Source organism: Halobacillus litoralis (assembly GCF_009856445.1).
GTDB classification, from domain to species: Bacteria; Bacillota; Bacilli; order Bacillales; family Halobacillaceae; genus Halobacillus; species Halobacillus litoralis.
Window position 1 is genome coordinate 26,518 of sequence record NZ_WMFA01000008.1, and the last position, 25,022, is coordinate 51,539.

Consider the following 25,022-nt stretch of genomic DNA (forward strand, 5'->3'; position numbering starts at 1 on the left):
GAAACATATGGAAGCTATTCTCCCGTGGGGAATCGGATTGTTACTCGGTTGGTTCATCATTAAAAAGCTGTTGCCAGCCCAAGGTGTTCAAAATATAACTGTCCAGGAAGCAAAAGAGCGTTTGAAAGAAAAAAATGTCCAATGGGTTGATGTCCGTACGCCCGCAGAGTATCGGACAAATCATAAAAAACCGTTTAAGAATATACCTCTCTCCGATCTGTCAAAACGAACAGGGGAGCTGGACCGTAATAAAGAAGTCGTCTTAATCTGCCAAAGCGGAATGAGAAGTACAAACGCAGCGAGAGTATTGAAAAAGAAAGGTTTCGAAAACATCACCAATGTTCGAGGCGGGATGAGTGCTTGGGGCTGAGAAACACCCTCTAAAAAGACCAGGGAAAATCCTGGTCTTTTTTTATTTTTCTGAAACTTTCACTTGAGACTTATCGTACATACAGGTAATGGGGTGATGATATGTTTTGGCTTTATATTATACTCGGTACTGCTGCCGGTATTGGCGTTTTTCTGTTTTTTAACTGGTTGATGGGGTATCGTAAAGGCCATATACAAATGGATTTTGATGAACGTTATATGAATCATCAAGCGTATATTGAAGCAATTAGTGAAGAATTAAGGGATAGAGGATATAAAGACGTCCATTATAAGGGGGACCATGTTTTTATTGTGGACGGAAAAGCTTATGTATTCTTTGAAAGGAATGTTCCTATGGGGGGCGTTCCTTTACAGCGGACGATACTGAAACCTCAAAAATGATGAGGATTGACCAGCTCCTGTAAGGGGGCTGGTTTTTTCCGTTTTTTAGCTTGGATAAGAGAGCTTTTTTACCCGCAAACTAATCAAAAAAGAAAGGGGGCTTCCCTTGAAGAAAATCATCCTGTATCTTTCGCTTTTTCTCATTGTTTTTCAATTGAGTGTTGTAAGCGTTTACGCAAAAAACCATACAAGAAATTATTATGAACAGCAGGGGACGGCGATTTGGGATGTTCCGATTTCATCAAAGTATATCGCCATTACTTTTGATGATGGTCCAAGTTCTGAGTACACGCCTGAAATTCTGGATATTTTACAGGAGTACAACGCAAAAGCCACCTTTTTTGTAGTTGGATCAAGAGCTCAGGAGAATCCATCGATCATCAAGTCGATGGTGAAAAGTGGTCACGAGCTTGCTAACCACAGCTTTCATCACCCTGACTTTACAGGGATTACGAAAGAAGAGCTGATTCATGAAATGGACAATACAGCAGAAGTTCTTGAGAGTTTGACAGGAGCTCCTCCGAGGTTGTTTCGTCCACCAGGAGGTGTGTATAACGACATTATTGTCAATACAGCCAATGAGGAAGGGTATATGGTTGTTATGTGGTCCTGGCATCAAGATACGAGAGACTGGAAAAGGCCTGGTGTCCACAATATCGTAAAAACCGTATTAAACAACACGAGGAATGGGGACATTGTCCTTTTTCATGATTTTGGTGGCGATCGTTCGCAGACGATTGAAGCATTAAAGCAGATTCTCCCTCAGTTGAAAAAGGAAGGGTATCAATTCGTAACTGTCTCAGAATTGCTTCAAAAACATTCCAAATACAATCTCCTCCATGGAGTCAATGGAGTAGAATGATCCCCTGATCTTAAAAGATGGGGATCTTTTTTGTTTTTTTTAATAAAAAACACGATGGGGCTGCCTTTCCAGGCAACTTAAGAAAATCCCAATCATACCCTATGTTAAGAAACCTGACATTTATAGTTGTGTAAATATTGCGACTTTGATACAATGCTTAATAACATAAAATGTTATAAAATCTAACATAAGGGGAGTCAAGAGAATGGATGCAACTTTTTTAATGAACAATCTTTGGATCATCGTCTGTACGATCCTCGTTTTATTGATGCAGGGAGGATTTATATTACTGGAAGCCGGGTCGACACGAATGAAAAACGCGGGTCATATTGCGGGGAAGACGGTTTTTACTATAGGTATTGTTTCTGTGGTATTCTGGGCATTAGGGTATGGCCTGATTTATGGTGAAGGAAATGGATTTATTGGCTTCTCTAACTTCTTTTATGGTGATGCAACGACGATGGGAGAAGGTCTTGCGGGATCCACAGACTTTCTATTCCAGCTGGCGTTTGCGGCCATTGCGATGACGATTGCTTTCGGTGGATTTGCTGAAAGAGCAAAACTTGTCGCCTACGTCATTTTCGCTATTTTATTTTCTATTCTCGTTTATCCTGTGATTGCTCACTGGATTTGGGGCGGCGGCTGGTTAGGTGAACACGGGAAGCAGGATTTCGCCGGTTCAACGGTTGTCCACTTGACAGGTGCTATGGCAGCTTTAGCGGCAACGGTTATTTTGAAACCCCGGATCGGGAAATACAACAAAGATGGTTCTTCCAATGAAATTGCCGGCCATAACCAAGTGTTTACAGCATTAGGTGTCCTCCTCTTGTGGGTCGGCTGGTTTGGATTTAATGCAGGAAGTACATTCGGCGTTGCAGATGCATTCTTTGGTTATGTCGCTCTTAACACCCAATTGGCAGCAGGTGCTGGTGCTATCGGTGCGATGCTGATGGTTTGGGCCGTCACAGGAAAAGCGGATGTACCGACTACGCTGAATGGTGCTCTTGCCGGTCTTGTAGCGATTACAGCTTCGTGTGCTTTCGTTGAGCCTTGGGCAGCGGTATTAATCGGCTTGATCGGTGGAGGAATTGTATTCTTCAGCATGCGTTTCTTTGATAAAAGGAAAATTGATGACCCGATCTTCGCTCTCTCTGTTCATGGTGTCGTCGGTGTATGGGGAACGCTTTCGAACGGCCTGTTTGCAACACCAGAGCTTGCTTCTGTAGGTCGCCCCGGCCTGTTTTACGGTGGTGGATTCGAGCAGCTTTGGGTACAGACGCTCGGAGTTGTAAGTAGTGGGTTGTATGCGTTTATCGTTTCTTTCATCATTCTGAAAGTCATGGATAAGGCGATGGGTGGACTTCGTGTATCTGAAGAGGAAGAAATCATGGGTCTCGATTTAAGTGAGCACGGTGGTTATGGTTATCCAGAGAATTTAACGCCTCCGCAAAAGACGAAATCAGGAGCATAAAGACGTAATGAAAAAGGATGGAATGGATGTTTAAGACATATGAAGAAATCAGAGTATGGCGGGAAGAGATGATTGAATCTGTAAGCGGTGATCATTTTCAGTTGAATGCTTTTCACGACCGATTGATTCATCATACTTTCCATCTGGCAAAAGAAAAGGTTGAACGTGAGCAGGGGCCTCCTCCTGCTCCTTTTGCATTTTTTTTGATGGGAAGTGCCGGAAGATATGAGCAGTCGTTATGGAGTGATCAAGATCACGGCATTATTTTTGATGGGGATGAGAAGCACCAGGACTATTATTTAGTGTTGGGGAAAGAAATCAGAGAAGGGATGGCTGTCGTCGGTTATGAGAGGTGCGAGGGGAATGTGATGGCTTCCAATCCATTATGGTGTCAGTCCGTGGAATTGTTCACGGTGCAGATTACAGAGTGGTTGAAAGAGGCGGAGTGGCAGGCACTGCGCCATTTCCTTATTTTCTTCGACTCCAGAGTGCTGGTGGGGGAACGAAATCTGCTTTTTCAAGTGAAAAAGGCATCTTTTGCGGTGATCGATGAAGAACCAGCGCTTTTGACTAGGTTGCTGGATAATGTCAATTACGTAAAAAAGGGTGTAGGAGTTTTCGGGCAGCTGCTACCGGATTACAGTGGTGAGAAAAAGGGGCATTTCAATCTGAAACAGACGGTCTACTTTCCTTACATTAACGCTTTAAGAATTCTTTCCCTTTTTCACCATGTCACTAGTTCTTCAACGTTATCAAGATTTGAAGCGCTGCGTTCTCTTTATCCTACTCTTTCTGAATATGAAAATGATTTCCGACAATTCCTGCAGCAAAGATTGAAACTGAAAAAAGATGCCGAGGATTATCACCATGTCCACGTGATCAAAGTGGAACAGTTAATGAAAGAGGAAAAACAGCAATTGAAAAAGCAGGTCAAACGGGCTCAAAAACTCCATCAAATGGCGAAAACCATCATTAAAGAGGGTCAAAGATGAACCCTTTTGTACAGTTTGTAAAAGATTTGTCCGGTAAAATCGGCGGTGGTTTTTCTTCATTGAATCAGAATGATCCGTCGAATATGGCTTATTTAAGGAACCTTGAGAGAGAGATGAAAAACGCAAATACTCTCGACCTTCCTTTTGATGATTTAAGTATTACGGTTTTCGATTTGGAAACGACCGGCTTTTATCCTTATAATGGTGACCAGATTTTGTCTATAGGTGCGGTGAAAGTAAAGGGAGATCAAATAATCGACAGCCAAACGTTTTACACCTTGGTCGGAACAGATGTTGCGCCATCTAAGGAGATTGAAGAGTTGACGGGGATTACAAGCAGCATGATTGAAGACGCCCCACCACTGCGTGACGCTTTGAAGAGTTTCTATCAGTATGTGAAAGCGGATTTGCTTGTCGCTCATCATGCGAATCATGAAAAGCAATTCATGAATCATGCGACATGGATCGCCTTGAGAAAAAGGTTTCAGCATAGAATTGTCGATACCGCCTTTTTAACAAAGGTTCTCCCTAACCAGCAAGGGCTGATGACGTTAGATGAATGTTGTGAGCATTTTGGAATTGATATTCAAAAACGGCACCATGCGCTTTATGATAGTTTGGCAACCGCTGAATTATGGGTGGCCTGTATCAAACAATTAAAGAAAGAAGGATATACCAACTTGAATGAGATCTACACACGAATTGCTACGATGGAATGATCTGATTTTTCCAAAAGGGTTGTACGGATTTCGGTAGTCGAGATCAGTTGTACATCTGGGTTGTCCGTAAATTAAAAATCCAGAGGAAGATTCCTCTGGATTTTTTTCATTCATTCGCTCCCGGTCCCTGCTTTGGTCGATTCCTGTTGGTGCGGTGCCCGACTTCTTCTTCAATCGGCAGGCTTTCTTTCGGAGTTTTATTGTTCGTTTTCGCTGCGTTCATCTGTGACGTTCTTTTTCCCATCAACATCTACCTCCTCTTATGTACATAGTTTGTATATAATGAATAGAGGTAAAACGAGGAAATTTTTTCATCTGTGAAACCTTCCATAAAAAGTAACCGTAAGATAGATAGGGAGGAACCGCAAATGAGACAATGGTTGAAAAGTAAGCAGGAAGTGTTGAAACAACGAAGACAAAACACGGAAAGATCAAGTGTTTTTGACGTTCTGTTTGAGCTGGTGCTCTGGTTACCTGAACTGATCATTTTCCCAATTCGAATGGTTATTTGGTTAATAAAAGGGATTGGAAGGCTGATTGGTCTTATTTCCGACCTCACTTAATAGAGGTCAGCCTTTATCATTAACGTTAATGATCCTATAAACAGAAAAATGAAAAAGGGGGAAGAGTATGCGTACAATTACATTAGCGAATGGAAATACGGTGGAAGTGGACTGTCTTAGTTGCGCTTTGACAAGCGGTAAAGTGGAACCGGAAGGTGGTGTCATTGCAGAAACAGTGCATTTCCATGCACACCAGGATGTCGCTTATCCGATTAGAGGGTTAGTTATTGTAGCTTCCAAAAGGCATATTAAGGGCCTTGATGAATTGACAGAAGAGGAACAACACGATTATATCACGTTCATCACGAAGATCAGAAAGGCGCAAAGAGAAGTGTTAGGAATTGAGCATGTCTATTACTTTTACAACGAAGACACGACCCACCATTTTCATTTATGGATGGTGCCCCGATACGACTGGATGTATGAATTTGGACGTTCGGTGGAATCGGTCCGTCCTGTTTTGCTTCATGCCAGAAATAACGGCGGAGATCATGCAAAAGTGCTGGAAGGCATTCGATTGTTAACGAAGGTGCTGAATGAGTAGGGTCATTTTCCTGTTTTCTGTGGTCTTCTTTTTTTAAACATACCGGATGATGAAATCTTAAAGGGCAATGGAGCTTATGCTATTCTTCCTTTCCTGAAAGTGCAGGATCTTTGTCTTCTTTTTTATACATAAAGGAAAGTCCCTCTGAAGAACAGAGGGACTTTTGTGCAAAATGAAAGCTTTCGCAATCATTCATTTATTATTTCAGAAATGATTTCATAGGAGCGCAGACGTGCGTCGTGGTCGTAGATTTGTGAAATGACCATCATCTCATCAGCTTCGGTGTCCGCCTGGAATTTCTTCAATTGTTCTTTCACTGTCTCTTTACTTCCGATAATGGAAGCGCCAGGTTGCTGTCTTAAGGCTGCTTTTTCCTGGGCTGTCCATACTTCGTCCATGTCATCAACCGGGGGCTGGAGCAAATGATTCGTGTTTCGTACGAGATTCAGGAATTGTTGCTGCAGGGAAGTTGCCAACCTTTCTGCTTCTTCATCTGTATCTGCAGCGATTACATTGACACCTACCATGACGTAGGGTTCATCAAGCGTTTCCGAAGGCTGGAAACTGGAACGGTACAAATTCAAAGCACCGCGTGTATTGTTCGGTGAAAAATGACTGGCAAAAGAGAAAGGCAGCCCAAGTTGTCCCGCAAGTTGTGCGCTGAATCCACTAGAACCGAGCAGCCAAACCGGAATGTCGAGTCCCTCTCCAGGAATCGCCCGGATGTGGTGATCTCCGGCGAAATAGCCTCTTAACTCATCGAGCATCGCAGGGAACTCATTAGGATCAGAATCCAAATTTCTCCTTAGAGCCCGAGCCGTCATTCCGTCTGTTCCTGGAGCTCGTCCGAGACCTAAATCTACACGTCCGGGAAACAGGGTTTCCAGTGTGCCGAATTGTTCTGCGACAACAAGCGGCGCGTGATTCGGAAGCATGACTCCGCCTGAGCCGACTCGGATGGAGTCCGTATTGTGCAGCACATGACTGATGGCAACAGAAGTGGCGGAACTTGCGATAAATGGCATGTTATGGTGTTCGGCCATCCAGTATCTTGTGAATCCCCATTTTTCAACATGCTGGGCAAGATCAACCGTGTTTCGGAAAGAATCCGCCGGCGTCCCGCCTTCAATCACAGGGGCAAGGTCGAGGACCGAGAATTTCGTATTTGCTAATCCTTTTACAGACATAGGATAACCTCTTTTCTGTTTCACTTATAATATACGGGCAAGAATGCCCCTTTTCTTCTTTAACAACATTTATCATATCAGCTGTATTTCGTGTCTCAAAATAATTTGTTTGCAACTTATTCCATGTTCAGACGACTATGTTGAAAAGGAGGGAGACGATGAGGCTATTGGTTATGCTCTGTTGTTTACTTTTCCCATTATTCTATTTATCAATAACGGCTTCAGCCACATCGTGGGCCTATCCTTTTGTCGTCTATGATGGTTACATTTATGTAGTTGAAGAAGAAGCCACAGAAGTGAAAGTGGAAGAGAAGATCGGCGAAGTGACCGCTTATTCGGATATGCAACAGTATGAAGGGAATTTCTCCAACGTTTTTGAAAAAGGGACGGACTATTATAAATTATCCGGCCATCCCACAACAGACATGATTGCTGTTGAGGAACGAAAGGGTGTTTATAGAAAAGCAGAGCGGGAAGCTGCTTACACCTACCGAAGTGAAAAGAATGAAGCATCAGATTCTTTCCTGGACAAAGGAGAACCGGTGGAACAGGAGGATCTCGCACTCGGTACATATCTATTCTTGTGCTTCATGATCGTCCTCGCTGGGACGATTTATCTGTTTCAACGTAAAGGGACGTGAGTCTGGTGTCTTCGTCTGTATGACCTATAATGAGCGGTTATCGTTGTAAAAAAGGTAAGTCGCGGATCTTTATCATGATTGCATGTTTTTAATGATATAATGAGTACAGAAAAACTTTTTAGAAACGGAACATCCATAGACAAGCTCCTCAACTTTTTCCTAGGAGGCTTTAGATGGACAATATTAAAGAGACGTTTCTTGAAGTCGTCCTCTCCATTCTCCCCATCACGATTGTCATCACCATCCTTCAATTCACTTTAGTCTGGCTTCCGTTGGACATGTTCTTACAATTCATCATCGGCGCGGGGATGGTCGGGGCCGGCCTGGTGTTGTTTTTGCTCGGGGTCAATATCGGGTTGTTACCAATTGGAGAAATGATCGGCTCCGCGTTGTCTAAAACGAAAAGAGTCTGGCTGATCATTTTTTTCGGATTTCTTCTAGGTCTTGTCGTGACCATAGCAGAACCTGATGTGCGTGTACTTTCCTCTCAGGTGGATCAGGTCTCTGGTGGACAGATTCCAATGGACATTCTTATCCTTTCCGTAGCGATCGGGGTAGGAGTGTTTGTCGCACTCGCCATGTTTCGGATCATCTTCAGTATCAACATGGTTTATTTACTTGCAGGAGGATATGGCCTCGTCTTTTTCCTGGCGGCCTTTACACCAAGTGTTTTTGTCCCGATATCTTTTGATGCAGGTGGAGTCACCACGGGTCCTTTGACCGTACCATTCATTCTTTCACTCGGGGTGGGTGTGGCTTCGGTTATGCGTGGCAAAACTTCATCAGGTGATGGATTTGGACTTGTCGCTTTGGCATCGATCGGCCCGATTTTATCGGTTCTCCTTTTAGGGGTGATTTATGGGTGAACATTAAAATTTTCGATGGTTTCTGGCACGTCCTGTTTGATGTCGCTACAGCACTCATTCCACTATTCTTCTTATTTCTTCTCTTTCAACTTGTCTTTCTAAAGCTTCCATGGAAAAAATTACAGGACATCCTTGTTGGTTTCTTTTTGACTTATGCAGGTCTGTCCTTGTTTCTGCAAGGGGTTCATATCGGCTTTCTACCCGTCGGAAGCATGATGGGAGAGAAACTTGGAACGATAGAGCACACGTGGCTGCTTGTACCCATCGGTTTTGTTCTCGGCTTTGTGGCCATTTATGCAGAGCCTGCGGTCAGCGTGTTGACCCATCAGGTTGAAAAAGTCTCTGGAGGTTATATCCCTCATAAATTATTGCTCTATACCCTTTCTTTTGGTGTCGGCATTTCCATCGCTCTCTCCATGGTGCGTATTTTAATCGGAATCCCTATTTGGTATTTTGTGGTCCCTGGTTACCTGTTCGCCTTGATCATCGTTCGGTTTTCCAATAAAACGTTCACATCGGTCGCTTTTGATTCTGGTGGAGTAGCCACAGGTCCGATGACCGCCACTTTTATTCTGAGTCTATTCGTAGGCATAGCTTCTGTTACCGAAGGTCGCGATCCGCTCTTAGATGGGTTTGGAATGGTGGCTCTCGTAGCTTTGGCACCCATTATTTCAGTTCTTACACTAGGTGTGATCTACAGGAGAAAGGAGCAGGAACAGTATGACAAAGAAAACATCCGGACAAAAGCTCATAGTAACGATCGTTAAAAAAGAAAAAGCTAAAAAAGTCGTACATGCCTCGACTCTTGCAGGCGCACAGGGAGGGACGACTCTTTTTGGGAAAGGTTTCAGAATGGATGAAAAGAAGCGTTTTCTTGGCATACCTGTAGAAAGGGAGCGGGAAGTCATTTTAACTCTTGTCTCTCATTCTATTTATGATTCGGTCATGGATGCCATCATCCATGCAGCAAAACTGAACCGTCCGAGACAGGGCATAGGATTTGTCATCGACACGAAAAATATCAGCGGCATCAATCATATGATCGGATTAGGGCTTGAATCAGAACAAAACGCAAGTGAGGATGTGATGCAGGTGGAGAAGCAGAAACTTTCCTATGATCTCATTGTGACAATCGTGAATAAAGGAGATGCAGAAAAAGTCGTGGATGCATCTAAAGAAGCAGGAGCAGAGGGAGGTACCATCATCACAGGACGTGGAACAGGTATACATGAAAAGGCGAAGCTCTTTAATATATTAATCGAACCTGAAAAAGAAGTGGTGTTGACATTAATCGTGAAGGAAAAGTGTGATGGCGTCCTGCATGCGATTGAACGAGGAGCAAGACTTGATGAGCCGGGCAGAGGGATTGCTTTTGTACTGGATGTGGAAAGGACGGTTGGGATCAATCATCTATTGAACCAACAGTGGAGTGAAGAAATGAAAGAGTGAAAGCAGAACGCCCGGATGTCAAACATCTAAGAATCCCCTTCCATATCTTTTTATTGTGGTCGTTAAAAAGGTTCCAGGAACCTTTTATGACTTTTCGGCATCCTCACACAAAAGCGTCATAAGGAAGGTAACCCTTTTTATTAATAGAAGGATCGGTAGAGTATGTGCCATAGAGGGGGAGAGAACTTGAGGACGTTTCTCGTTTTTATGTTTGGTATGTTTGTCCTTCTTGCCGGTTGCAGCTCAGAAAAAGAGGAGCTGATGGACGAAATAACGTCAGGGGTAGAAGGTCGTTATAGTGTGTTGGCATTTAATAGTGAAAAGGGTTCTTTGGAAGCCTTCCAAAGCGAAATCAACCAAATGTTCAGCGATCCGGAAGTCTGGGAGAACAGACTCTATTCTTTCAACGTTCTAAAGGAAGTGCCGGAGGAACCTTATGATTATAAAAAACTTTTGAATATCGATGAGCTGCCACAATTTATCGTTTTAGATACAAAAGAAATTGTTTTCAGAACTCCCCATATTGAGGATTTGGAAAAGTTTCTGCTGGGAGAAGGTTCCCATTCCTCTCATGAGCATTGAAAAACGGAAGCTGAAGAGCTTCCGTTTTTTGTGCTTTTTAAAATGGTTTTGTATGTTTAGGGTCTGCTGATTTTTTGGCAGCTCCCTGGTCATAATATATTTCTTCATAGGCTTTTTTGTCTTCATTGGCCATATTGACATGAGGCTGAGCTTTTCTTTTTCGGGCGAAGTAGAGGGAGATAGCGATCAATACGATTGGAATGAATAGTAAGAGCCATAACATATTTCTTTCCTCCTCGATGTTTTTGGCTTACAATACTCTATTCCCTTTTGCTCGGCTTTCATGCTGTTATGACAAGAAATGCGTCTAAGGAACTGTTCCATGTAATAAACGAAATAAATCCTTCATAAGAAATATAAGGAAACCGGTTTACTAAAAACTAGGTTTAATTGTGAAAAAATTTAAAAAAACCATTGAAAACGGATACATTTGTCGATATAATCAAGCTAACCTACTAAATCAATTGATTTTTTTTAAACATTAACGAAACCGGTTTCGTTAATGTAGGGGGAAGAGAAATTAGACAGGAATACGAAAGGAATGGTGAAAGTGAAAAAGAATTTATTCGTCGTTATGTTGTTAGTCTTATCGATGTTCCTTTATGCGTGTAGCAGTGGCGAGGAAGACTCGGCTTCAGGTGATGGTGAAGGCAAAGTCACCCTTGATTTCTGGGTTTTCGGTGCTACCAACTATGAAGATTTAGCGAAAGAATATGAAAAAGAGAATCCAAATGTCAAAATCAATATCAAAAACTCTGAGCTTGGCGATCACCACGATAGCTTGTTCACATCGATTTCAGCTGGAACAGGGGCTCCGGATTTGACGATGATCGAAGTCGATCAGTTGGACCGTTACCGCGAAGCGCAGGATCGCTTTGTTAACTTATACGACTTAGGTGCGGATGAAATTCAAGATCAATACTTAGATTGGAAATGGAAGATGGCTGAAAATGGAGAAGGAGATTTCTTGTTCGGCTTACCGACAGACATAGGTCCGAAAGCGATGTACTTCCACACAGAAGTATTTGAAGAAGCTGGACTACCGACAGATCCTGATAAAGTCAGTGAAATGATTTCCACTCCTGAACAATTTGCAGATGCAGCGACCACCGTTTTAGATAAAACAGGAAAACCAATGGTCGACAGTATGGAAATGGCATTCCGTGCAAACATGGATGCTCTTGAAGTCAGCTACTTCAACCGTGATGGTGAACTATTGATCGGTGAAGCAGATAACGGAGTAAAAGAAGCGTATGACTATGCGGTTGAACTTCATGATAAAGGTGTCGTAGGTTCATTCGAAATGTGGACACCGGAGTGGGCGAATGCCTTGAACCAAGGTGGATTTGCGGTTGAAATGGCACCGGCCTGGTTGAAAGGTTACATGACTGAAAACGCACCAGAAGGCGCAGGTAAATGGAGAGTTACGACACTTCCAACAGACTTCGCCGGAAACTGGGGAGGTTCATATGTAGCGATTCCTTCTGAAACGAAACATAGTGAAGAAGCTTACAAATTCGCTAAATGGATGCTTTCTCCAGAGAACCAATTAGAATCCTTCGTAGAAAGTGGTTTGTTCCCATCTGCTCCAGAAGTGTACGAAATGGAAGAATTCGTAAACAACTCCGATGAGTATTTCGGCGGACAGAACACAGCTGCTTACTTTGCCGAAGCGGCAAAAGAAATTCCAGAAGTGTACAAAGGACCGAAATATGTAACGGTAAACAATGAAGTACTGACAGCTTTAAGAAATGTTCAAGAAGGTGCAGACCCTGAAAAAGAATGGGAAGCAGCTGTCGAACGTATTGAAGGTTTAGTGAGTCGCTAAAGGTTTTATGGGCTGGATGGATTCCATCCGGCCCTCCTACATAAAGGAGGGAATAGAGTGGAGAACGTACAAAAACGTCAGCATGCCTCAAAAGTGAAATCCACTACCCAAATGTCTGAAAAGAAAAAAGATATGCTGTCTGGATATTTATATATTGCACCCTTTTTCATCATTTTTGGAATCATCGGTCTTTATCCAGCTGTTTTTAGTATCGTATTGGCCTTTCAGGATTGGAACGGTCTCGGGGAGATGGACTTTGTTGGATTGAAGAATTTCGTGGTCGTCCTTCAGGATCCGTTGTTTTGGAAGTCTCTTTATAATACTGTCATCATCGGTTTAATGGGAACAGCTCCACAATTGATCGTAGGAATTATTTTGGCCTACTTCCTGAATATGGCCGTCATTCGTTTCACAAACTTTTTCCGTGTGACGATCTTTATGCCTTACATCACGTCTATGGTAGCTGTGGCATTAGTGTTCGGAGTGTTTTTCAGTAGTAGTGAGACAGCTCTCGCTAACTATGTAATCGGTCTATTCGGGGTTGATCCTGTCAGCTGGAAAACTTCCGAGTGGGGAGCAAAAATCGCGATTTCCTTGATGGTTTTCTGGCGATGGGTCGGCTATAACACCATCATCTATCTAGCAGGCTTGCAAAGTATTCCGAAAGACTTGTATGAAGCAGCAACCATCGACGGTGCCGGCAAGGTTCAGCAGTTCTTTCATATTACCATTCCGATGCTGAAACCATTCATCATCCTGACGGTTTTCATGTCTACCGTAGGTGCCTTGCAATTGTTCGCGGAACCAGCGGTATTCCTTGGATCTTCTGCTTTCAACCGTGATGAAGCCATGACCGTCGTAATGTATCTATATCGTGATGCCTTCAACTTAGGTTCATTCGGTACAGCATCAGCAACAGCTGTATTGTTACTCATTATCATTGTCGGTGCAGCAGCTTTGAATACGTGGTTGACTTCTGGTGTCGGTCGTAAGCAGAAAAGGAGGGCGTTTAAGAAATGAGAAAATCTAAAGGATTGAAAAAAGGGACGCTTCCCGTTTACATCATCTTATGGATCGCTTCCATCTTATCCATTTTTCCATTCTATTGGATGTTTGTTATGGCGACCCAGCCGAGTGCTGCTTACAATTCCATTCCGCCGACACTTCTGCCGGGTGACCAACTAGTCCAAAACTTTATGAAAGTCCTGGATACGATTCCATTCTTTCAGGCCATGTGGAATACGATCCTATTATGTACCACAGTAACCCTCGCGGTATTATTGATCAGTTCTCTGGCTGGATTCGCCTTTGCGAAGTTCGAGTTCCCAGGTAAAAACTTTTTCTTCATCCTGATCCTTTTGACGATGGTGATCCCTCCTCAATTGGGATTGATTCCACAGTTCTATCTGGTTTCTCAATTAGGATGGTTGGATACGTTGCTTGGGGCAGGCGTGCTGTTCTTACTGAATCCATTGGGCATCTTCTTAATGCGCCAATACATCAGCGAGTCTGTACCTGATGAGTTGATGGAAGCGGCGAAACTTGATGGCTGCTCGAACTTCAGAATTTTCCGGAGTGTTGTGCTTCCGATCATCAAGCCGGCGTTTGCAACATTAGGAATCATCGTATTCACGCTTGTATGGGGAGAATTTTTATGGCAGTTTACGGTATTGCGTGATCCAGCATCCTACACATTGCAAGTAGCGCTTGCTTCATTGAACAATGCGTTCCGTGTTGACTTCGGTATGCTGCTTTCAGGTGTATTCTGGGCAACCGTTCCATTGATCATCATTTTCCTGATTTTCAATCGCTGGTTCATTTCAAGTATTACAGAAGGGTCGATCAAGTAAATCTTATGCCAACCTCTATGAATTGTTGATACAATAGATGGTAATCACAGAGCGGCTAGCTTTTTAAGGAGAGAACAAGATATGGATTTAACAATACGTGACATAGCAAAAATGGCAGGTGTTTCTCCAGCCACTGTTTCTAAAATCATCAACAATTATGGAGGCATCAGTGAATCGACGCGGAAGAAAGTCTATAAAATTATCGAAGATACAAAATATCAACCTACATTTTCAGCCAAGTCTCTGGCTACGAAAAAATCGAATCTGATCGGTTTGATTTATGCCGGTAAGATTAATGTCGATTTTACACACCCCTTTTTCAATGAAGTCGTCAATTCATTTAAGAGAGCCGTAGGGGCATTAGGGTATGACTTGCTGCTATTCTCAAATGAAAAATTTTATAAAGGGGAAAGCAAGTACCTGGAAAGGTGTAAGCATTTCCATGTCGATGGATGCCTGGTCATCGCTGGTGATGAAATTGAAGAGGCGGTTCATGACATTGCGAAAAGTGAGATTCCATGCATTGGGATTGACTTGAAGCTCGAGGGTCCGAGGTCCAGCTACATTATGACAGACAACGCAAAAATCGGTGCGAAAGTCGTGGAGTATCTTTATTTGAACAAAGTCCGCAAGATCGCGTACATCGGAGGGAAGCAGGATTCCCTCGTGTCAAGTATCCGGAACATCGGCTTTATTGATGCCATGAATCAATTCGGACTTCCCATCCATAAAGACTGGATCTATTACGGCGACTTTTTCGAAGAAAGTGGATATGAAGGAATGAAGGAGATTCTGAAAGGAGACCAGCTTCCAGACGCGGTTTTCGCAGCTTCCGATATGATGGCCCTAGGCGCATTGAAAGCCATCAAGGAAGAAGGATTGTCGGTTCCCGAAGATATCCAATTGGTCGGTTGCGATGATATCGAGGCCTGCCGTTACAGTGATCCACCACTGACGACTGTAAAGCAAGATAAACAAAAACTAGGAAAACTAGCGGCGTACATGCTGGAAGATTTGATCAAGGATGATCACGACATCCAGGATGTCAAAGTGGACCCGGAGCTGGTACCACGTGCATCTACGAAAGAACGCTAGACTCCTAAAGATTAACTGGAGGTAAAGGCAATGACAACGATTCAATTTCCTGACAAATTAAAATGGGGAGCAGCGACAGCTTCCTACCAGATTGAAGGAGCCGCAAAGGAAGGAGGACGCACACCATCCATTTGGGATGTGTTCTCCCACACCCCCGGCAATGTGAAGAACGGCGATCATGGCGATCACGCATGCAACAGCTACCATATGTATAAAGAAGATGTCCAGCACTTGAAGGATCTGGGTGTCGACATGTATCGCTTTTCAATTTCATGGTCCCGTGTCATTCCTGAAGGGACAGGAGAACTGAACCCGGAAGGTGTCGAGTATTATCGAAACCTGATTCAAGAACTGATTGATAACGGAATTGAGCCGATGATTACACTTTATCACTGGGATCTTCCTCAAGTCCTTCAGGAAGAAGGTGGCTGGGAAAACCGTGACACGACGGAGGCATTCCTGGCTTATGCAAACGCGATGTTCCAGGAATTCGGCGGTCAGGTGAAAAAGTGGCTGACGATCAACGAACCATGGTGCGCATCCTTCTTATCAAACTATGAAGGTGTCCACGCTCCAGGAAAAACGAGTTTACAAGCGGCTGTGGATGTTTCCCATCACTTGTTGCTCGCTCACGGGAAAGCGGTCCAATCGTTCCGCACGCTCGTTCCGGATGGAGAAATCGGATATGCCCCCAACATGGGATGGCTTGAGCCATACAGCCCGAAACAAGAAGATGTGGATGCGTGTAAACGCGGGATGATGTGGCAGAAAGAATGGTTTATGGATCCCGTGTTCAAAGGTACATATCCAGAAACTCTGGTGAATTTGTTTGCTAAGCACGATGCAACCTTGAACATGGAAGAGGGCGACCTTGAAATCATCTCCCAGCCAATCGATATGATGGGGATTAATTATTATTCAGGGAGTCTTGGCCGCTACAAGGAAGACGGCGGATTGTTCCAAGTCGAAGAAATCGCACTCGATGAACGCCGCACAGATATCGGCTGGCCGATTTATGGGGAAGGCTTTTACAAGACCCTTACAGACCTTCATCAGACATACGGGGATGTCCCTATTTACATCACGGAAAATGGCGCCTGCTATAACCATGAGGTAGCAGAAGATGGAAAAGTACACGACAAAGAACGCGTGGATTACCTTAAACAACACCTGACTGCTCTAAACCGCGCAATGGAAGCTGGCGTACCAATCGTCGGGTATATCGTGTGGTCCCTTCTTGATAATTTCGAATGGGCAGAAGGTTATGAGAAAAGGTTCGGAATCATTCATGTGAATTTCGATACGTTCGAACGCACAAGAAAAGATAGTTACTATTGGTACAAGAACACGGTGGAAAATCACAGCTTTGAAAGATAAAATTTTTTGATCGATATGGAAACCGGTTTCGTAATCAACAGTTTAATAAGGAGGGAGTATTCCCTCCTTCCATTACTGGATGAAATCAGCCGCTACACTCTCCAACCGACAGTCTCGAAATTGGAACCTATCGTTGAATGATTAAGGTGTTCAGCCAAGAAAATCATCATAGAGGATAATCACACCTAGTTTTTAAATATCAAAGGAGGAGACAGATTGAAGAAAACCTTTTATTGTTTTATGGTGCTGTTTATCGTTTTAGGAAGTTTCACGTCTGTGCAGGCTGAAAAGTCAGACAGCAAAAGGTCTACTGGACAAGGATGGTATGAAACGGGACTGTTCGATGGATTAAACAACAAGAAAAATGAAAACGCCTCCATGAGTTATGAAGAGTATTCTGTTGTATTAAGTCATTGGTTTGGCGTGGCTGAGGAAGAGGCTGTTCAAAAAACAAAAGAAGCAGCTGGCTCTGACATCAACCTTCGTTCTGCCATAAAGCAGGAGGAAGCGAAGAACGTTTTAATTGAATTTCTTCCTTATCAACTGGAAGGAAAACTGGATGCCTGGGACGGTTCCAGTAAGCCGGTGAAACGTAAAGACGTCCTTCAATTAGTGAGTGGATTCGTGGATGCTTACTATCATGAAGAAGGAGAATACACAGGTCAGGACATTAAAGTAAATGGTTGGATCAATGCCTCTGGTGTAACGATCTCAGATTCTACTTTCGGTGGTGATTTGATCATTGCCAACGGTAATAACATCCTTCTGGAAAATGTAACCGTTTCCGGGACGGTTTATATTAACGAAAAGATTCAAAACGAAGTGTCTACAGTGGATACTGACTTGAACAAAGTTATCGTATACGATGCTGCAGATCAGGCTTCGGATTGGTCGCTAGTGTGGAACGATGAATTTTTAGCAGAAGAAATCGATTCAGACAAGTGGACGTATGACATAGGTAACTGGATTGTCGATGAAAACGGAGATGGTGTCGCTGCTGGCTGGGGTAACAATGAGAAAGAATATTATACCGATTCCAGCGAAAACTCCTATACCGAAGATGGCCACTTAGTCATCAAAGCGAAGAAGGAAGAAGAACCGGTTACAGATGAGTTTGGAAGCTATGATTATACATCTGCCAAACTGAAAACCAAAGGTCTCTTCAGTAAGAAGTACGGTAAATTCGAAGCGAAAATGAAACTTCCTGAAGGTCAAGGTTTCTGGCCGGCATTCTGGATGATGCCGGAGGATGATGTGTATGGACCGTGGCCGACTTCCGGAGAAATCGACATTATGGAAGCCGCTGGGGGCGACACGAGTAACATCGGAGGAACGATTCACTATGGTGAAGAATGGCCGAATAATACGTACACAGGTAAAGAGTATCACTTCCCTGAAGGAGAAGACTTTACCGACTATCATACGTATTCCGTCGAATGGGAACCAGGAGAGATTCGCTGGTACGTAGATGGAGAACTTTACCAAACCTTGAATGATTGGTTCAGTAAAGGGACAAATCAAGGGGATCAGTATGCGTATCCTGCTCCGTTTGATCAGGAATTCTATATGATCCTGAACCTTGCTGTCGGCGGATGGTACGGTGGTGATCCAGATGAAACGACAGAATTCCCAGGCAAAATGGAAGTCGACTATGTGCGCGTGTATGAATTGACGGGAAGAGATTACAGAGAGCCGGTCGAACCTGTCGTGGAAGAGGAGACACTTCCGGAAGATGCCAAGCAGCCACTAGAAGATGGGAACTTCATCTATGATCAGAATTATGAAAAAGAGATAACTGTGGTAGATTCCCCAGAAAAAACGCTCGATCCAACCTATTGGAATTTCCTTAAGCTTCCAGATTTCCAAGGACAGGGAAATCTGACCATTGAAGATGTAGATGGAGAAAATTATGCAAAAACGGAAATTACAAATCCGGGGAATGCGCTGTGGTCTTTGCAGCAAATTCAAAAGCTTCCGGTTCTAAAAGGACACACGTACAAGGTGTCGTTTGATGCAAAATCCAATACGACCCGGAACATCATGTCAAAAGTATCCGGTGGATCCGAAAGAGGTTATGCGAATTACTCTGGTGAAAAAACGGTGGAGTTGACGGAGAACCTTCAGTCTTATGACTATACATTTACGTTTAAACAGGATACAGATTTAGCCGCGCGTCTGGAATTCAATCTGGGTGGCAATGGAACTGCACCTGTATGGATGGGCAATGTACGAGTGGAGGATATTACCGATCAAATCGGAGAGGACACTTCGAAGCCGGCTCTCGGTGATGGCAACCTCATTTATAACGGTACTTTCGACCAGGGGGATATGACGCGTCTCAACTATTGGGAACTGTCCTCGCAAAATGGTGCGGATGCCAGTGTCGTTGTACCGGAGTCAACGCGAAAAGCTGAAATTACCGTTCAAGATTCCGGTCAACAATCCGAAGACATCCTATTTACTCAAGGCGGCATTCCGCTTGCTGAGAATCAGGAATACAAATTGACCTTCGATGCGAAGGCATCAGAAGCAAGAAGCCTTCAAGTAGAAGTGGTCAGTGAAGATGGTTCTGTCCAATACTTCAGTGAAGAAGCGGTTTCCTTGACGAAAGAAATGTCGAGTCATACGTTGGAATTCCAACTGCCCCAGGAGTTGTCTGGTGAAGTCGGCCAGCTGAGGTTTCTTTTAGGGGGAGAAGACGGGGATGTGACGTTAGATAACGTTCGTATGATTCAAACGTCGGTCATCGTTGCTCCGATCAATTTCCAAAATGGTGATTTTTCACAAGGAATGGAATCGTGGTCCAAGTATATTCACTTTGATGCGAGTGCGAATATTGAAGTTGTGGATGAAGAACTCAAAGTAGCGATAGAAAATGCGGGCAATGAAGCATGGAGTGTTTTAGCCGAGCAGCCTGGTCTTGTTCTTAGCAAAGGGGGCACCTACACCTTATCTTTTGATGCTAGATCAACCATAGCGAGAGAGATCGAGGTGACGATCGAGAACGCGGCTTATACGCGCTTCCTCAGTCAAAAGGTCTCTTTAACTGAAGACATGGAGCGTTATGACTTTGAGTTTGAGATGGGTAAAGATGATGTCGCATCTTTGAAATTCTTAATGGGACAATTTGCAGATTCCCATGATATCTATATCGATAATGTAAATCTTGAAGCGAAATAATGGGGTAGACACGCTCTTTCTATAAGAGCGTGTCTATTTTTTTATGAAAAAATTGCCCAGACCAACAGATTCCGCTCCACATAGGCTAATGAGAGGGAAAGGAAGGGGCGATCGGTTTGGATCGAGTCTATCATCATGGTCACGGCACCTATATCCCTGGGGATGGGTACCATCATGGCCACGGCACGTACATTCCCGGTTACGGATATCACCATGGTCAAGGGACATATTCTCCAGGTTACGGCTATGAACACGGGCACAGCACCTACTCGCCCGGCTATGGATATCATCAAGGACATGGGAGTTACAACCCATGGTACGGAGGTTATCACCATAGTCATGGTGGGTTTCACTACTAAATGGATAGAAAAAAGGAACTTTCCATGCCGGGGAGTTCCTTTTTTCATGAGCGCATGCATAAGATGCTTGTACATAGACTTTTGTGGAGGTCGATTTTATGAAGAAGATGTATTCTTTCTTAATCCTTTTGGGAATTTTTGCTTTAATCGGTTATATGGAGTCTCCCCGGATGAAACCAGAAGAGCCTTCCCATTATCCAATCAGTACGGAAGAAAGTGAAACAGAAGCTGTGGCACAGGAGGAACATGATACCCCCATGAATCTGGAGTTGGAACTCGTCTATGAAGGGACGAAGGTGGTGGATGGAACGAAAGTGGAAGCATATCGGGAATACGAAGTTTACAAAGATCGAGATGGAAAGGTCCTCAATAGAATACCAACTACGCACTATAATTATTTAAAATACGAGAATCAATGAAAACACCTGTCCAGGGTGTTTTTTTGTAAAGCTGCAAAACATGGGCAGGAGAATTTTATAAAAAATGATCCAATCCCCTTTTCTTTTCGTATGCTTTGTGAAACGTGAAGAATCTCCTTTAAAAAGATATACTAAAGAGACCATGGCATAAAAAGGGGAATTTGAATGAGCAAACCGACGGACTATGAGCTTTACGAACAAATCCGTAATCAAGATAAAGCTGCTCTCGAAACCCTCTACAACCGATATGAGAAATTATTATATTCTTTTGCTTATCGAATGATGAAAGATCAGCAGGCCGCAGAAGAAGTGATGCAGGATGTTTTCATCAAGTTGTGGAGAGGCAAAGGGGCAGGTCATTATGTGAAGGAACGCGGCAAGTTCTCAAGCTGGCTGTTGACCATCACGAGAAATGCTTCCATCGACTTGATCAGAAAAAAGAAAGTTCAGGAAGTGGAATGGGATCAAAGAGATTCCGTGCATGAAGAAATGCCCGGTGTCGAGGAAGTCGTCACAGATAAAGAGGAACGCGACCAGTTGCGGAATGCCATCGACACATTACCGGACGAACAACAACGTATGATCTGCCTTTTTTATTTTCAGGGATTATCACAACGGGAAATCGCTGAGAAATGTGACATTCCCCTTGGTACAGTCAAAGGACGGGTCCGGCTCGCATTGAAAAAATTGCGCGAGCATTTGGATGAGAAAGGGGGGACCACCGATGAATGACAAACAATGCGAGAATGTCCTTGATTATTTGAATGACCAGTTAACAGATAGAGAGAAAAAAGAATTCGAACAGCATTTACGGGAGTGTCCCGACTGTCAGGAAGAAGTGCAGGAATTGGAGAACCTGATGGGAGACCTCCCTGCCTATATGAAAGAAGCGGCACCTCCCGCCGGTATGCGAGAACGTGTCCTGGATGGTGTTTTCAAAGATGAAGAAGAACAAACCTATGAAACAGAAGACAGACAGCCCACCATGATTTCGCCTGAAAAGCCGAACAAGTGGAAGGTTTGGGCTGGTGCATTGGCCGCAGGTCTCCTCCTGTCTGTAGGTGGAAATATTTTTGCAGGTCTGCAGCTTCAAGAGCTTTCTACACAAAATGAAGATCTTGAGTCGAATCTTTCTGATCTCCAAGTCGCTCTATCTGAACTCGAGGATCGTGAAAGTGAGAATGGAGATACGGTGACACCAACCGAGCGGACGCAGCTTGCCTCAACAGGTGAAGCAGGATCCGGAGTCGCGACCCTTGTTGATCGCAGCATCGGTTCTGAACTGCTTGTCCAAGTGGAAGAGTTGAGTGAACTTGAAGGGGACCAGGTCTATCAAGTGTGGCTGATTGAAGGGGAAAATCCTGAACCGGCCGGTGCTTTTACAACAGATGGGGAAGGTAACGGTGCGGTGACTTTCCGGATTGATGAAGAAAATCAGAAATCCTGGGATGCAATCGCCATCACCAAAGAACCACAACCGAATAACCAGCTTCCTGAAGGTGAAGTTGTTTTACAGGCGGAACTATAGGAAGGCATGGAAGGGGGCTCATGGAGCCGCCCTTCTTTAATTTCTAGAAAATTTCTTTATTTCGACAGCTCCGTTCGACAAGGATTGCCTCGCTCCCGGGAGTATAATGTTGCCATATTCATTAAGGGAGTAATGGAGGAAAGAAAATGGGGATTAGAAAACTTGTGTTCATACTTGCGATGTTGTTACTGGGATCATGTTTGATGGTAAAGCCTGCGGAGGCTGCTGAGAAGGAAGCCATTATTATTAACAAAAGTAATAATCAACTGGCTTTTTATGAAGGTGGAACCCTTCAGAAAGTGTTTCCTGTAGCAACAGGAAGAACGAGAGCTATGACGCCGGAAGGTAAGTTTTCTCTTGTCAATAAAGTGAAAAACAGGCCATGGTATAAAGAAGGCATCCCAGGCGGTGACCCCAGGAATCCTCTGGGTGCAAGATGGCTTGGCATAAAAGTGCCGGGTGACTGGGGGCATACCTCTGGAAATATGTACGGCATCCATGGAACGAATGCACCATCCTCCATCGGAACCTACGCCTCCAGTGGTTGTATTCGCATGTATAACGAAGATGTCATCTGGTTGTTTGAACGTGCGGATAAACATATCCCTGTTTATATCACAAGTTCCTCTTCCTCATTCACGTCTTTAGCACAAAAGTATGGTGTGGGGGCCAATAAAGCAGTTGCAGGCTACGAATTCTTTGATGAAACGTTAAGGTATGGAAGCAAAGGATCTTCCGTGGTCATTCTTCAGAAGAAGCTCGGGATCACAGCTGATGGAAGTTTTGGTCCGCAGACCTTAAAAGCTGTGAAGAAGTTTCAAACTTCTAAGGGGTTGGAAGCTGATGGAATCGTGGGGCCAAAGACAAGGAAAGCATTATTCAGTAAATAGGCGAAGAAGAACATTTTACAATGCATGAACAACGATTTTCAGGAGCTAAACATTCCTTGGAGTATTTAGCTTCTTTCTTTATGTTGGAAAAAAGTCCATGGAATTGTAACTTTTTACATAATAGAAGCGTCCTATAATCAAGAGAAGGATCATTTCATTACGCTATTATGAACAGAAGTAAAGGGGGAGATGGATGTGTTAACGACAGATCGAACAGTGATGAAAGAGATACAGCAGAAAGATTTTGAAGAAGTCAAAGAGCTTTACTTAAGTCCCGTAGTCAGGAAGTACCTCGGAGGGCCGCGTGATGAGGAAAGCCTTCCTGCGCTTTTTGAGGGCATCCGGAATTCAGAAGGTGAAGGAAACTCCTTGTATTTAGTAGTCCGGGAGAAAGGCACTCAACATTTCATCGGTTTCGTTTCCCTTGATCCTCATCAGTATGGGGAGAATATCGAGCTTTCCTATCAATTCCTGCCCCGTTGGTGGGGGAAAGGGTACGGCTCAGAAATTGTGAAAGAAGTCGCAGCTTATGCTTTTCATGAGCTCAACCTTCAAAAACTTACGGCTGAAACACAGATGGCCAATGTTTATTCCTGCAGGCTCTTAGAAAAAGCAGGGATGAAATTAGATAAGACGATTACTCGTTTTGGTGAAACGCAATGCATTTATACTTTAATTCCAAGCGAACAGCGTTGAAAGTCCAGGGGGATGATTATTCATATTAAGGGGGAGTCTAGTGAAAACGTATGTATACCGGGGCATCATTCGTATGTTCAATTCCAAAACGTTTGGCAGGTTTATACGTAAATTAAGCCGCTCTTCCTTAAGCAGGCGGTTGATTCCTCTTTACGTGAAACTGTTTGAAGTTCCTACGGGAGAATTGAATAAACCATTGAAGGATTTCACCTCATTGGAGGAGTTTTTTATCAGAGAATTGAAAGAAGGCGCACGGGCCGTGAAGGGTTTGGAAGAGGAAATTGTTAGTCCTGTGGACGCCCGAGTGGAGCAGTTCGGTGAAGTACAGGATAAGAGGATTCAAGTGAAAGGAATCTCTTATTCTATCCAAGACTTGCTGAGGGATGAGGAAATGATGACACGCTACCGGAATGGATTGTTTCTTGTTCTGTATCTCAGCCCGAGCGACTATCACCGGATTCATTCTCCAGCTCATGCCGTTGTTGAAAAACAGTTTGACCTTGGTGGGAAGTCCTCCCCTGTAAACAAATGGGGTTTAACTTTGGGGAAATCACCCCTATCAACCAATTATCGTATCATTACAGAAATGAAGCTGGAGGAAGGGATGTACATGGCGTTTATTAAAATAGGTGCCATGTGGGTCAATACCATTGAATGGATCCATCCCTACTCCAGGCTGAGAAAAGGAGAAGAAGTCGGCTTTTTCAGTTTCGGTTCAACCGTTGTGCTTTTGTTCGAAAATGGAAAAGTGAACTTTCAGCCGGGTTTGAAAATCCAACGTTATGTCAAGGCTGGAGAACCATTGGCTGTAAAATCAAAAGTATAGGAAAAGCTTGTTTATTCTTCCCCTTGACCTTGATTATTGAGTTCCAGCTTTTGTTTTTCCAACTCCACCTTTTTTTCTTCCAGTTCGAGTTTCTTCTTTTTCAAGTCGAAGTTGATGACAAATCCTAAAAATAAGAAGGTTAAGCCAACAATGATGATAATAAATAAAAACAGGTCCATAGATTATCCCCCTTGGATAAAAATTTCTGCAATGGCACTAATCTAAATTGTTCTTTAAAGTTGGATGAAACAGATCTCTCGATAACGATGATTCTTTATTTTACGTCAGGTGATTATTCTACAGAACTGTTGCGGTTGATGATGGAAG

30 protein-coding genes are annotated in these 25,022 nt (G+C 43.6%); 26 read left to right on the top strand and 4 right to left on the bottom strand.

All coding sequences use genetic code 11. From position 1 onward, the window contains the following. The first annotated feature begins 7 nt into the window (after positions 1 to 7). From GLW00_RS15790 to GLW00_RS15815, 6 genes are all read left to right on the top strand, one after another. Entirely contained in the window at positions 8 to 370 is a 363-nt protein-coding gene (locus GLW00_RS15790; protein WP_160915671.1) for a rhodanese-like domain-containing protein, read from the top strand. A 101-nt stretch (positions 371 to 471) separates the two neighbouring features. Further along, positions 472 to 771, top strand: coding sequence for a hypothetical protein (locus tag GLW00_RS15795; RefSeq protein WP_160915673.1), 300 nt, complete (start codon positions 472 to 474; stop codon positions 769 to 771). A 106-nt stretch (positions 772 to 877) separates the two neighbouring features. After that, the gene (locus GLW00_RS15800; protein WP_160915675.1) at positions 878 to 1,633 is read left to right on the top strand and encodes a polysaccharide deacetylase family protein; all 756 of its coding nucleotides are present in this window, start codon (positions 878 to 880) and stop codon (positions 1,631 to 1,633) included. Between the two features lie 205 nt (positions 1,634 to 1,838). Then, complete coding sequence (locus tag GLW00_RS15805) at positions 1,839 to 3,104, top strand: ammonium transporter (RefSeq protein ID WP_160915676.1); 1,266 nt, start codon at positions 1,839 to 1,841, stop codon at positions 3,102 to 3,104. Positions 3,105 to 3,130: 26 nt separating this feature from the next. Then, the gene (locus GLW00_RS15810) at positions 3,131 to 4,096 is read left to right on the top strand and encodes a DUF294 nucleotidyltransferase-like domain-containing protein (protein WP_160915678.1); all 966 of its coding nucleotides are present in this window, start codon (positions 3,131 to 3,133) and stop codon (positions 4,094 to 4,096) included. Next, on the top strand, positions 4,093 to 4,815 hold the full coding sequence (locus GLW00_RS15815; RefSeq protein WP_160915680.1) for an exonuclease domain-containing protein: 723 nt from the start codon (positions 4,093 to 4,095) through the stop codon (positions 4,813 to 4,815). Before GLW00_RS15810 ends, GLW00_RS15815 begins: the two co-directional genes overlap by 4 nt. Before the next feature lie 106 nt (positions 4,816 to 4,921). Here the strand turns inward: GLW00_RS15815 and GLW00_RS15820 are convergent, their stop codons facing one another. Further along, positions 4,922 to 5,059 carry a hypothetical protein gene (locus GLW00_RS15820; RefSeq protein ID WP_160915682.1) on the bottom strand — a complete coding sequence of 46 codons (138 nt, stop codon included), beginning with the start codon at positions 5,057 to 5,059 and terminating at the stop codon, positions 4,922 to 4,924. Between the two features lie 124 nt (positions 5,060 to 5,183). Here GLW00_RS15820 and GLW00_RS15825 point away from each other — a divergent pair, with 124 nt between their 5' ends. Together GLW00_RS15825 and GLW00_RS15830 are read left to right on the top strand one after the other, a co-directional pair. Further along, entirely contained in the window at positions 5,184 to 5,378 is a 195-nt protein-coding gene (locus tag GLW00_RS15825; protein WP_160915684.1) for a hypothetical protein, read from the top strand. Between the two features lie 67 nt (positions 5,379 to 5,445). Further along, complete coding sequence (locus GLW00_RS15830; RefSeq protein ID WP_160915686.1) at positions 5,446 to 5,922, top strand: HIT family protein; 477 nt, start codon at positions 5,446 to 5,448, stop codon at positions 5,920 to 5,922. A 188-nt stretch (positions 5,923 to 6,110) separates the two neighbouring features. Here GLW00_RS15830 and GLW00_RS15835 read toward each other — a convergent pair whose 3' ends face one another. Next, positions 6,111 to 7,109, bottom strand: a complete 999-nt coding sequence (locus GLW00_RS15835) for an LLM class flavin-dependent oxidoreductase (RefSeq protein WP_160915688.1) — start codon at positions 7,107 to 7,109, stop codon at positions 6,111 to 6,113. Positions 7,110 to 7,267: 158 nt separating this feature from the next. Here GLW00_RS15835 and GLW00_RS15840 point away from each other — a divergent pair, with 158 nt between their 5' ends. From GLW00_RS15840 to GLW00_RS15860, 5 genes are all read left to right on the top strand, one after another. After that, a complete protein-coding gene (locus tag GLW00_RS15840; protein ID WP_160915690.1) occupies positions 7,268 to 7,750 on the top strand; it encodes a hypothetical protein in 483 nt (160 codons plus the stop codon). Positions 7,751 to 7,923: 173 nt separating this feature from the next. Continuing rightward, positions 7,924 to 8,616: a DUF1538 domain-containing protein gene (locus tag GLW00_RS15845; protein ID WP_160915692.1), complete on the top strand. Its 693-nt coding sequence runs from the start codon at positions 7,924 to 7,926 to the stop codon at positions 8,614 to 8,616. Next, complete coding sequence (locus tag GLW00_RS15850; protein ID WP_160915693.1) at positions 8,613 to 9,383, top strand: DUF1538 domain-containing protein; 771 nt, start codon at positions 8,613 to 8,615, stop codon at positions 9,381 to 9,383. The genes GLW00_RS15845 and GLW00_RS15850 overlap by 4 nt, the downstream gene beginning before the upstream one ends. Then, positions 9,337 to 10,065, top strand: coding sequence for a P-II family nitrogen regulator (locus GLW00_RS15855; RefSeq protein WP_160915695.1), 729 nt, complete (start codon positions 9,337 to 9,339; stop codon positions 10,063 to 10,065). Before GLW00_RS15850 ends, GLW00_RS15855 begins: the two co-directional genes overlap by 47 nt. Positions 10,066 to 10,251: 186 nt before the next feature. Continuing rightward, positions 10,252 to 10,647 carry a hypothetical protein gene (locus GLW00_RS15860; protein WP_160915697.1) on the top strand — a complete coding sequence of 132 codons (396 nt, stop codon included), beginning with the start codon at positions 10,252 to 10,254 and terminating at the stop codon, positions 10,645 to 10,647. 37 nt (positions 10,648 to 10,684) lie between these two features. Here the strand turns inward: GLW00_RS15860 and GLW00_RS15865 are convergent, their stop codons facing one another. Then, positions 10,685 to 10,870: a hypothetical protein gene (locus GLW00_RS15865; protein ID WP_160915699.1), complete on the bottom strand. Its 186-nt coding sequence runs from the start codon at positions 10,868 to 10,870 to the stop codon at positions 10,685 to 10,687. Between the two features lie 318 nt (positions 10,871 to 11,188). Here GLW00_RS15865 and GLW00_RS15870 point away from each other — a divergent pair, with 318 nt between their 5' ends. The 13 genes from GLW00_RS15870 (at position 11,189) to asd (ending at position 24,695) form a co-directional block, all read left to right on the top strand. Next, on the top strand, positions 11,189 to 12,475 hold the full coding sequence (locus GLW00_RS15870; protein WP_160915701.1) for an ABC transporter substrate-binding protein: 1,287 nt from the start codon (positions 11,189 to 11,191) through the stop codon (positions 12,473 to 12,475). Positions 12,476 to 12,586: 111 nt separating this feature from the next. Further along, the gene (locus GLW00_RS15875) at positions 12,587 to 13,495 is read left to right on the top strand and encodes a carbohydrate ABC transporter permease (protein WP_160915849.1); all 909 of its coding nucleotides are present in this window, start codon (positions 12,587 to 12,589) and stop codon (positions 13,493 to 13,495) included. Beyond that, the gene (locus GLW00_RS15880; RefSeq protein ID WP_160915703.1) at positions 13,492 to 14,325 is read left to right on the top strand and encodes a carbohydrate ABC transporter permease; all 834 of its coding nucleotides are present in this window, start codon (positions 13,492 to 13,494) and stop codon (positions 14,323 to 14,325) included. Before GLW00_RS15875 ends, GLW00_RS15880 begins: the two co-directional genes overlap by 4 nt. Before the next feature lie 81 nt (positions 14,326 to 14,406). Beyond that, positions 14,407 to 15,420 carry a LacI family DNA-binding transcriptional regulator gene (locus GLW00_RS15885; protein WP_160915704.1) on the top strand — a complete coding sequence of 338 codons (1,014 nt, stop codon included), beginning with the start codon at positions 14,407 to 14,409 and terminating at the stop codon, positions 15,418 to 15,420. 30 nt (positions 15,421 to 15,450) lie between these two features. Then, the gene (locus GLW00_RS15890; protein WP_160915706.1) at positions 15,451 to 16,797 is read left to right on the top strand and encodes a GH1 family beta-glucosidase; all 1,347 of its coding nucleotides are present in this window, start codon (positions 15,451 to 15,453) and stop codon (positions 16,795 to 16,797) included. Between the two features lie 216 nt (positions 16,798 to 17,013). Beyond that, the gene (locus GLW00_RS15895) at positions 17,014 to 19,977 is read left to right on the top strand and encodes a carbohydrate binding domain-containing protein (RefSeq protein ID WP_160915708.1); all 2,964 of its coding nucleotides are present in this window, start codon (positions 17,014 to 17,016) and stop codon (positions 19,975 to 19,977) included. A gap of 116 nt (positions 19,978 to 20,093) precedes the next feature. Next, positions 20,094 to 20,336, top strand: a complete 243-nt coding sequence (locus tag GLW00_RS15900) for a hypothetical protein (protein ID WP_202412535.1) — start codon at positions 20,094 to 20,096, stop codon at positions 20,334 to 20,336. A gap of 98 nt (positions 20,337 to 20,434) precedes the next feature. Next, positions 20,435 to 20,755 (top strand): hypothetical protein, encoded by a 321-nt coding sequence (locus GLW00_RS15905; RefSeq protein WP_160915710.1) that lies wholly within the window; start codon positions 20,435 to 20,437, stop codon positions 20,753 to 20,755. A 165-nt stretch (positions 20,756 to 20,920) separates the two neighbouring features. Further along, a complete protein-coding gene (locus GLW00_RS15910) occupies positions 20,921 to 21,487 on the top strand; it encodes an RNA polymerase sigma factor (protein ID WP_160915712.1) in 567 nt (188 codons plus the stop codon). Next, positions 21,480 to 22,283, top strand: coding sequence for an anti-sigma factor (locus tag GLW00_RS15915; protein ID WP_160915853.1), 804 nt, complete (start codon positions 21,480 to 21,482; stop codon positions 22,281 to 22,283). The genes GLW00_RS15910 and GLW00_RS15915 overlap by 8 nt, the downstream gene beginning before the upstream one ends. Before the next feature lie 146 nt (positions 22,284 to 22,429). Then, on the top strand, positions 22,430 to 23,173 hold the full coding sequence (locus tag GLW00_RS15920; RefSeq protein ID WP_160915714.1) for a L,D-transpeptidase family protein: 744 nt from the start codon (positions 22,430 to 22,432) through the stop codon (positions 23,171 to 23,173). A 189-nt stretch (positions 23,174 to 23,362) separates the two neighbouring features. Beyond that, complete coding sequence (locus tag GLW00_RS15925) at positions 23,363 to 23,869, top strand: GNAT family N-acetyltransferase (RefSeq protein ID WP_439108901.1); 507 nt, start codon at positions 23,363 to 23,365, stop codon at positions 23,867 to 23,869. Positions 23,870 to 23,909: 40 nt separating this feature from the next. Then, the gene (gene asd / locus GLW00_RS15930; protein ID WP_160915716.1) at positions 23,910 to 24,695 is read left to right on the top strand and encodes an archaetidylserine decarboxylase; all 786 of its coding nucleotides are present in this window, start codon (positions 23,910 to 23,912) and stop codon (positions 24,693 to 24,695) included. A gap of 11 nt (positions 24,696 to 24,706) precedes the next feature. On the opposite strand, the gene GLW00_RS15935 is transcribed toward asd, so the two are convergent. Then, positions 24,707 to 24,874 carry a hypothetical protein gene (locus tag GLW00_RS15935; protein WP_160915718.1) on the bottom strand — a complete coding sequence of 56 codons (168 nt, stop codon included), beginning with the start codon at positions 24,872 to 24,874 and terminating at the stop codon, positions 24,707 to 24,709. Positions 24,875 to 25,022 lie beyond the last annotated feature (148 nt).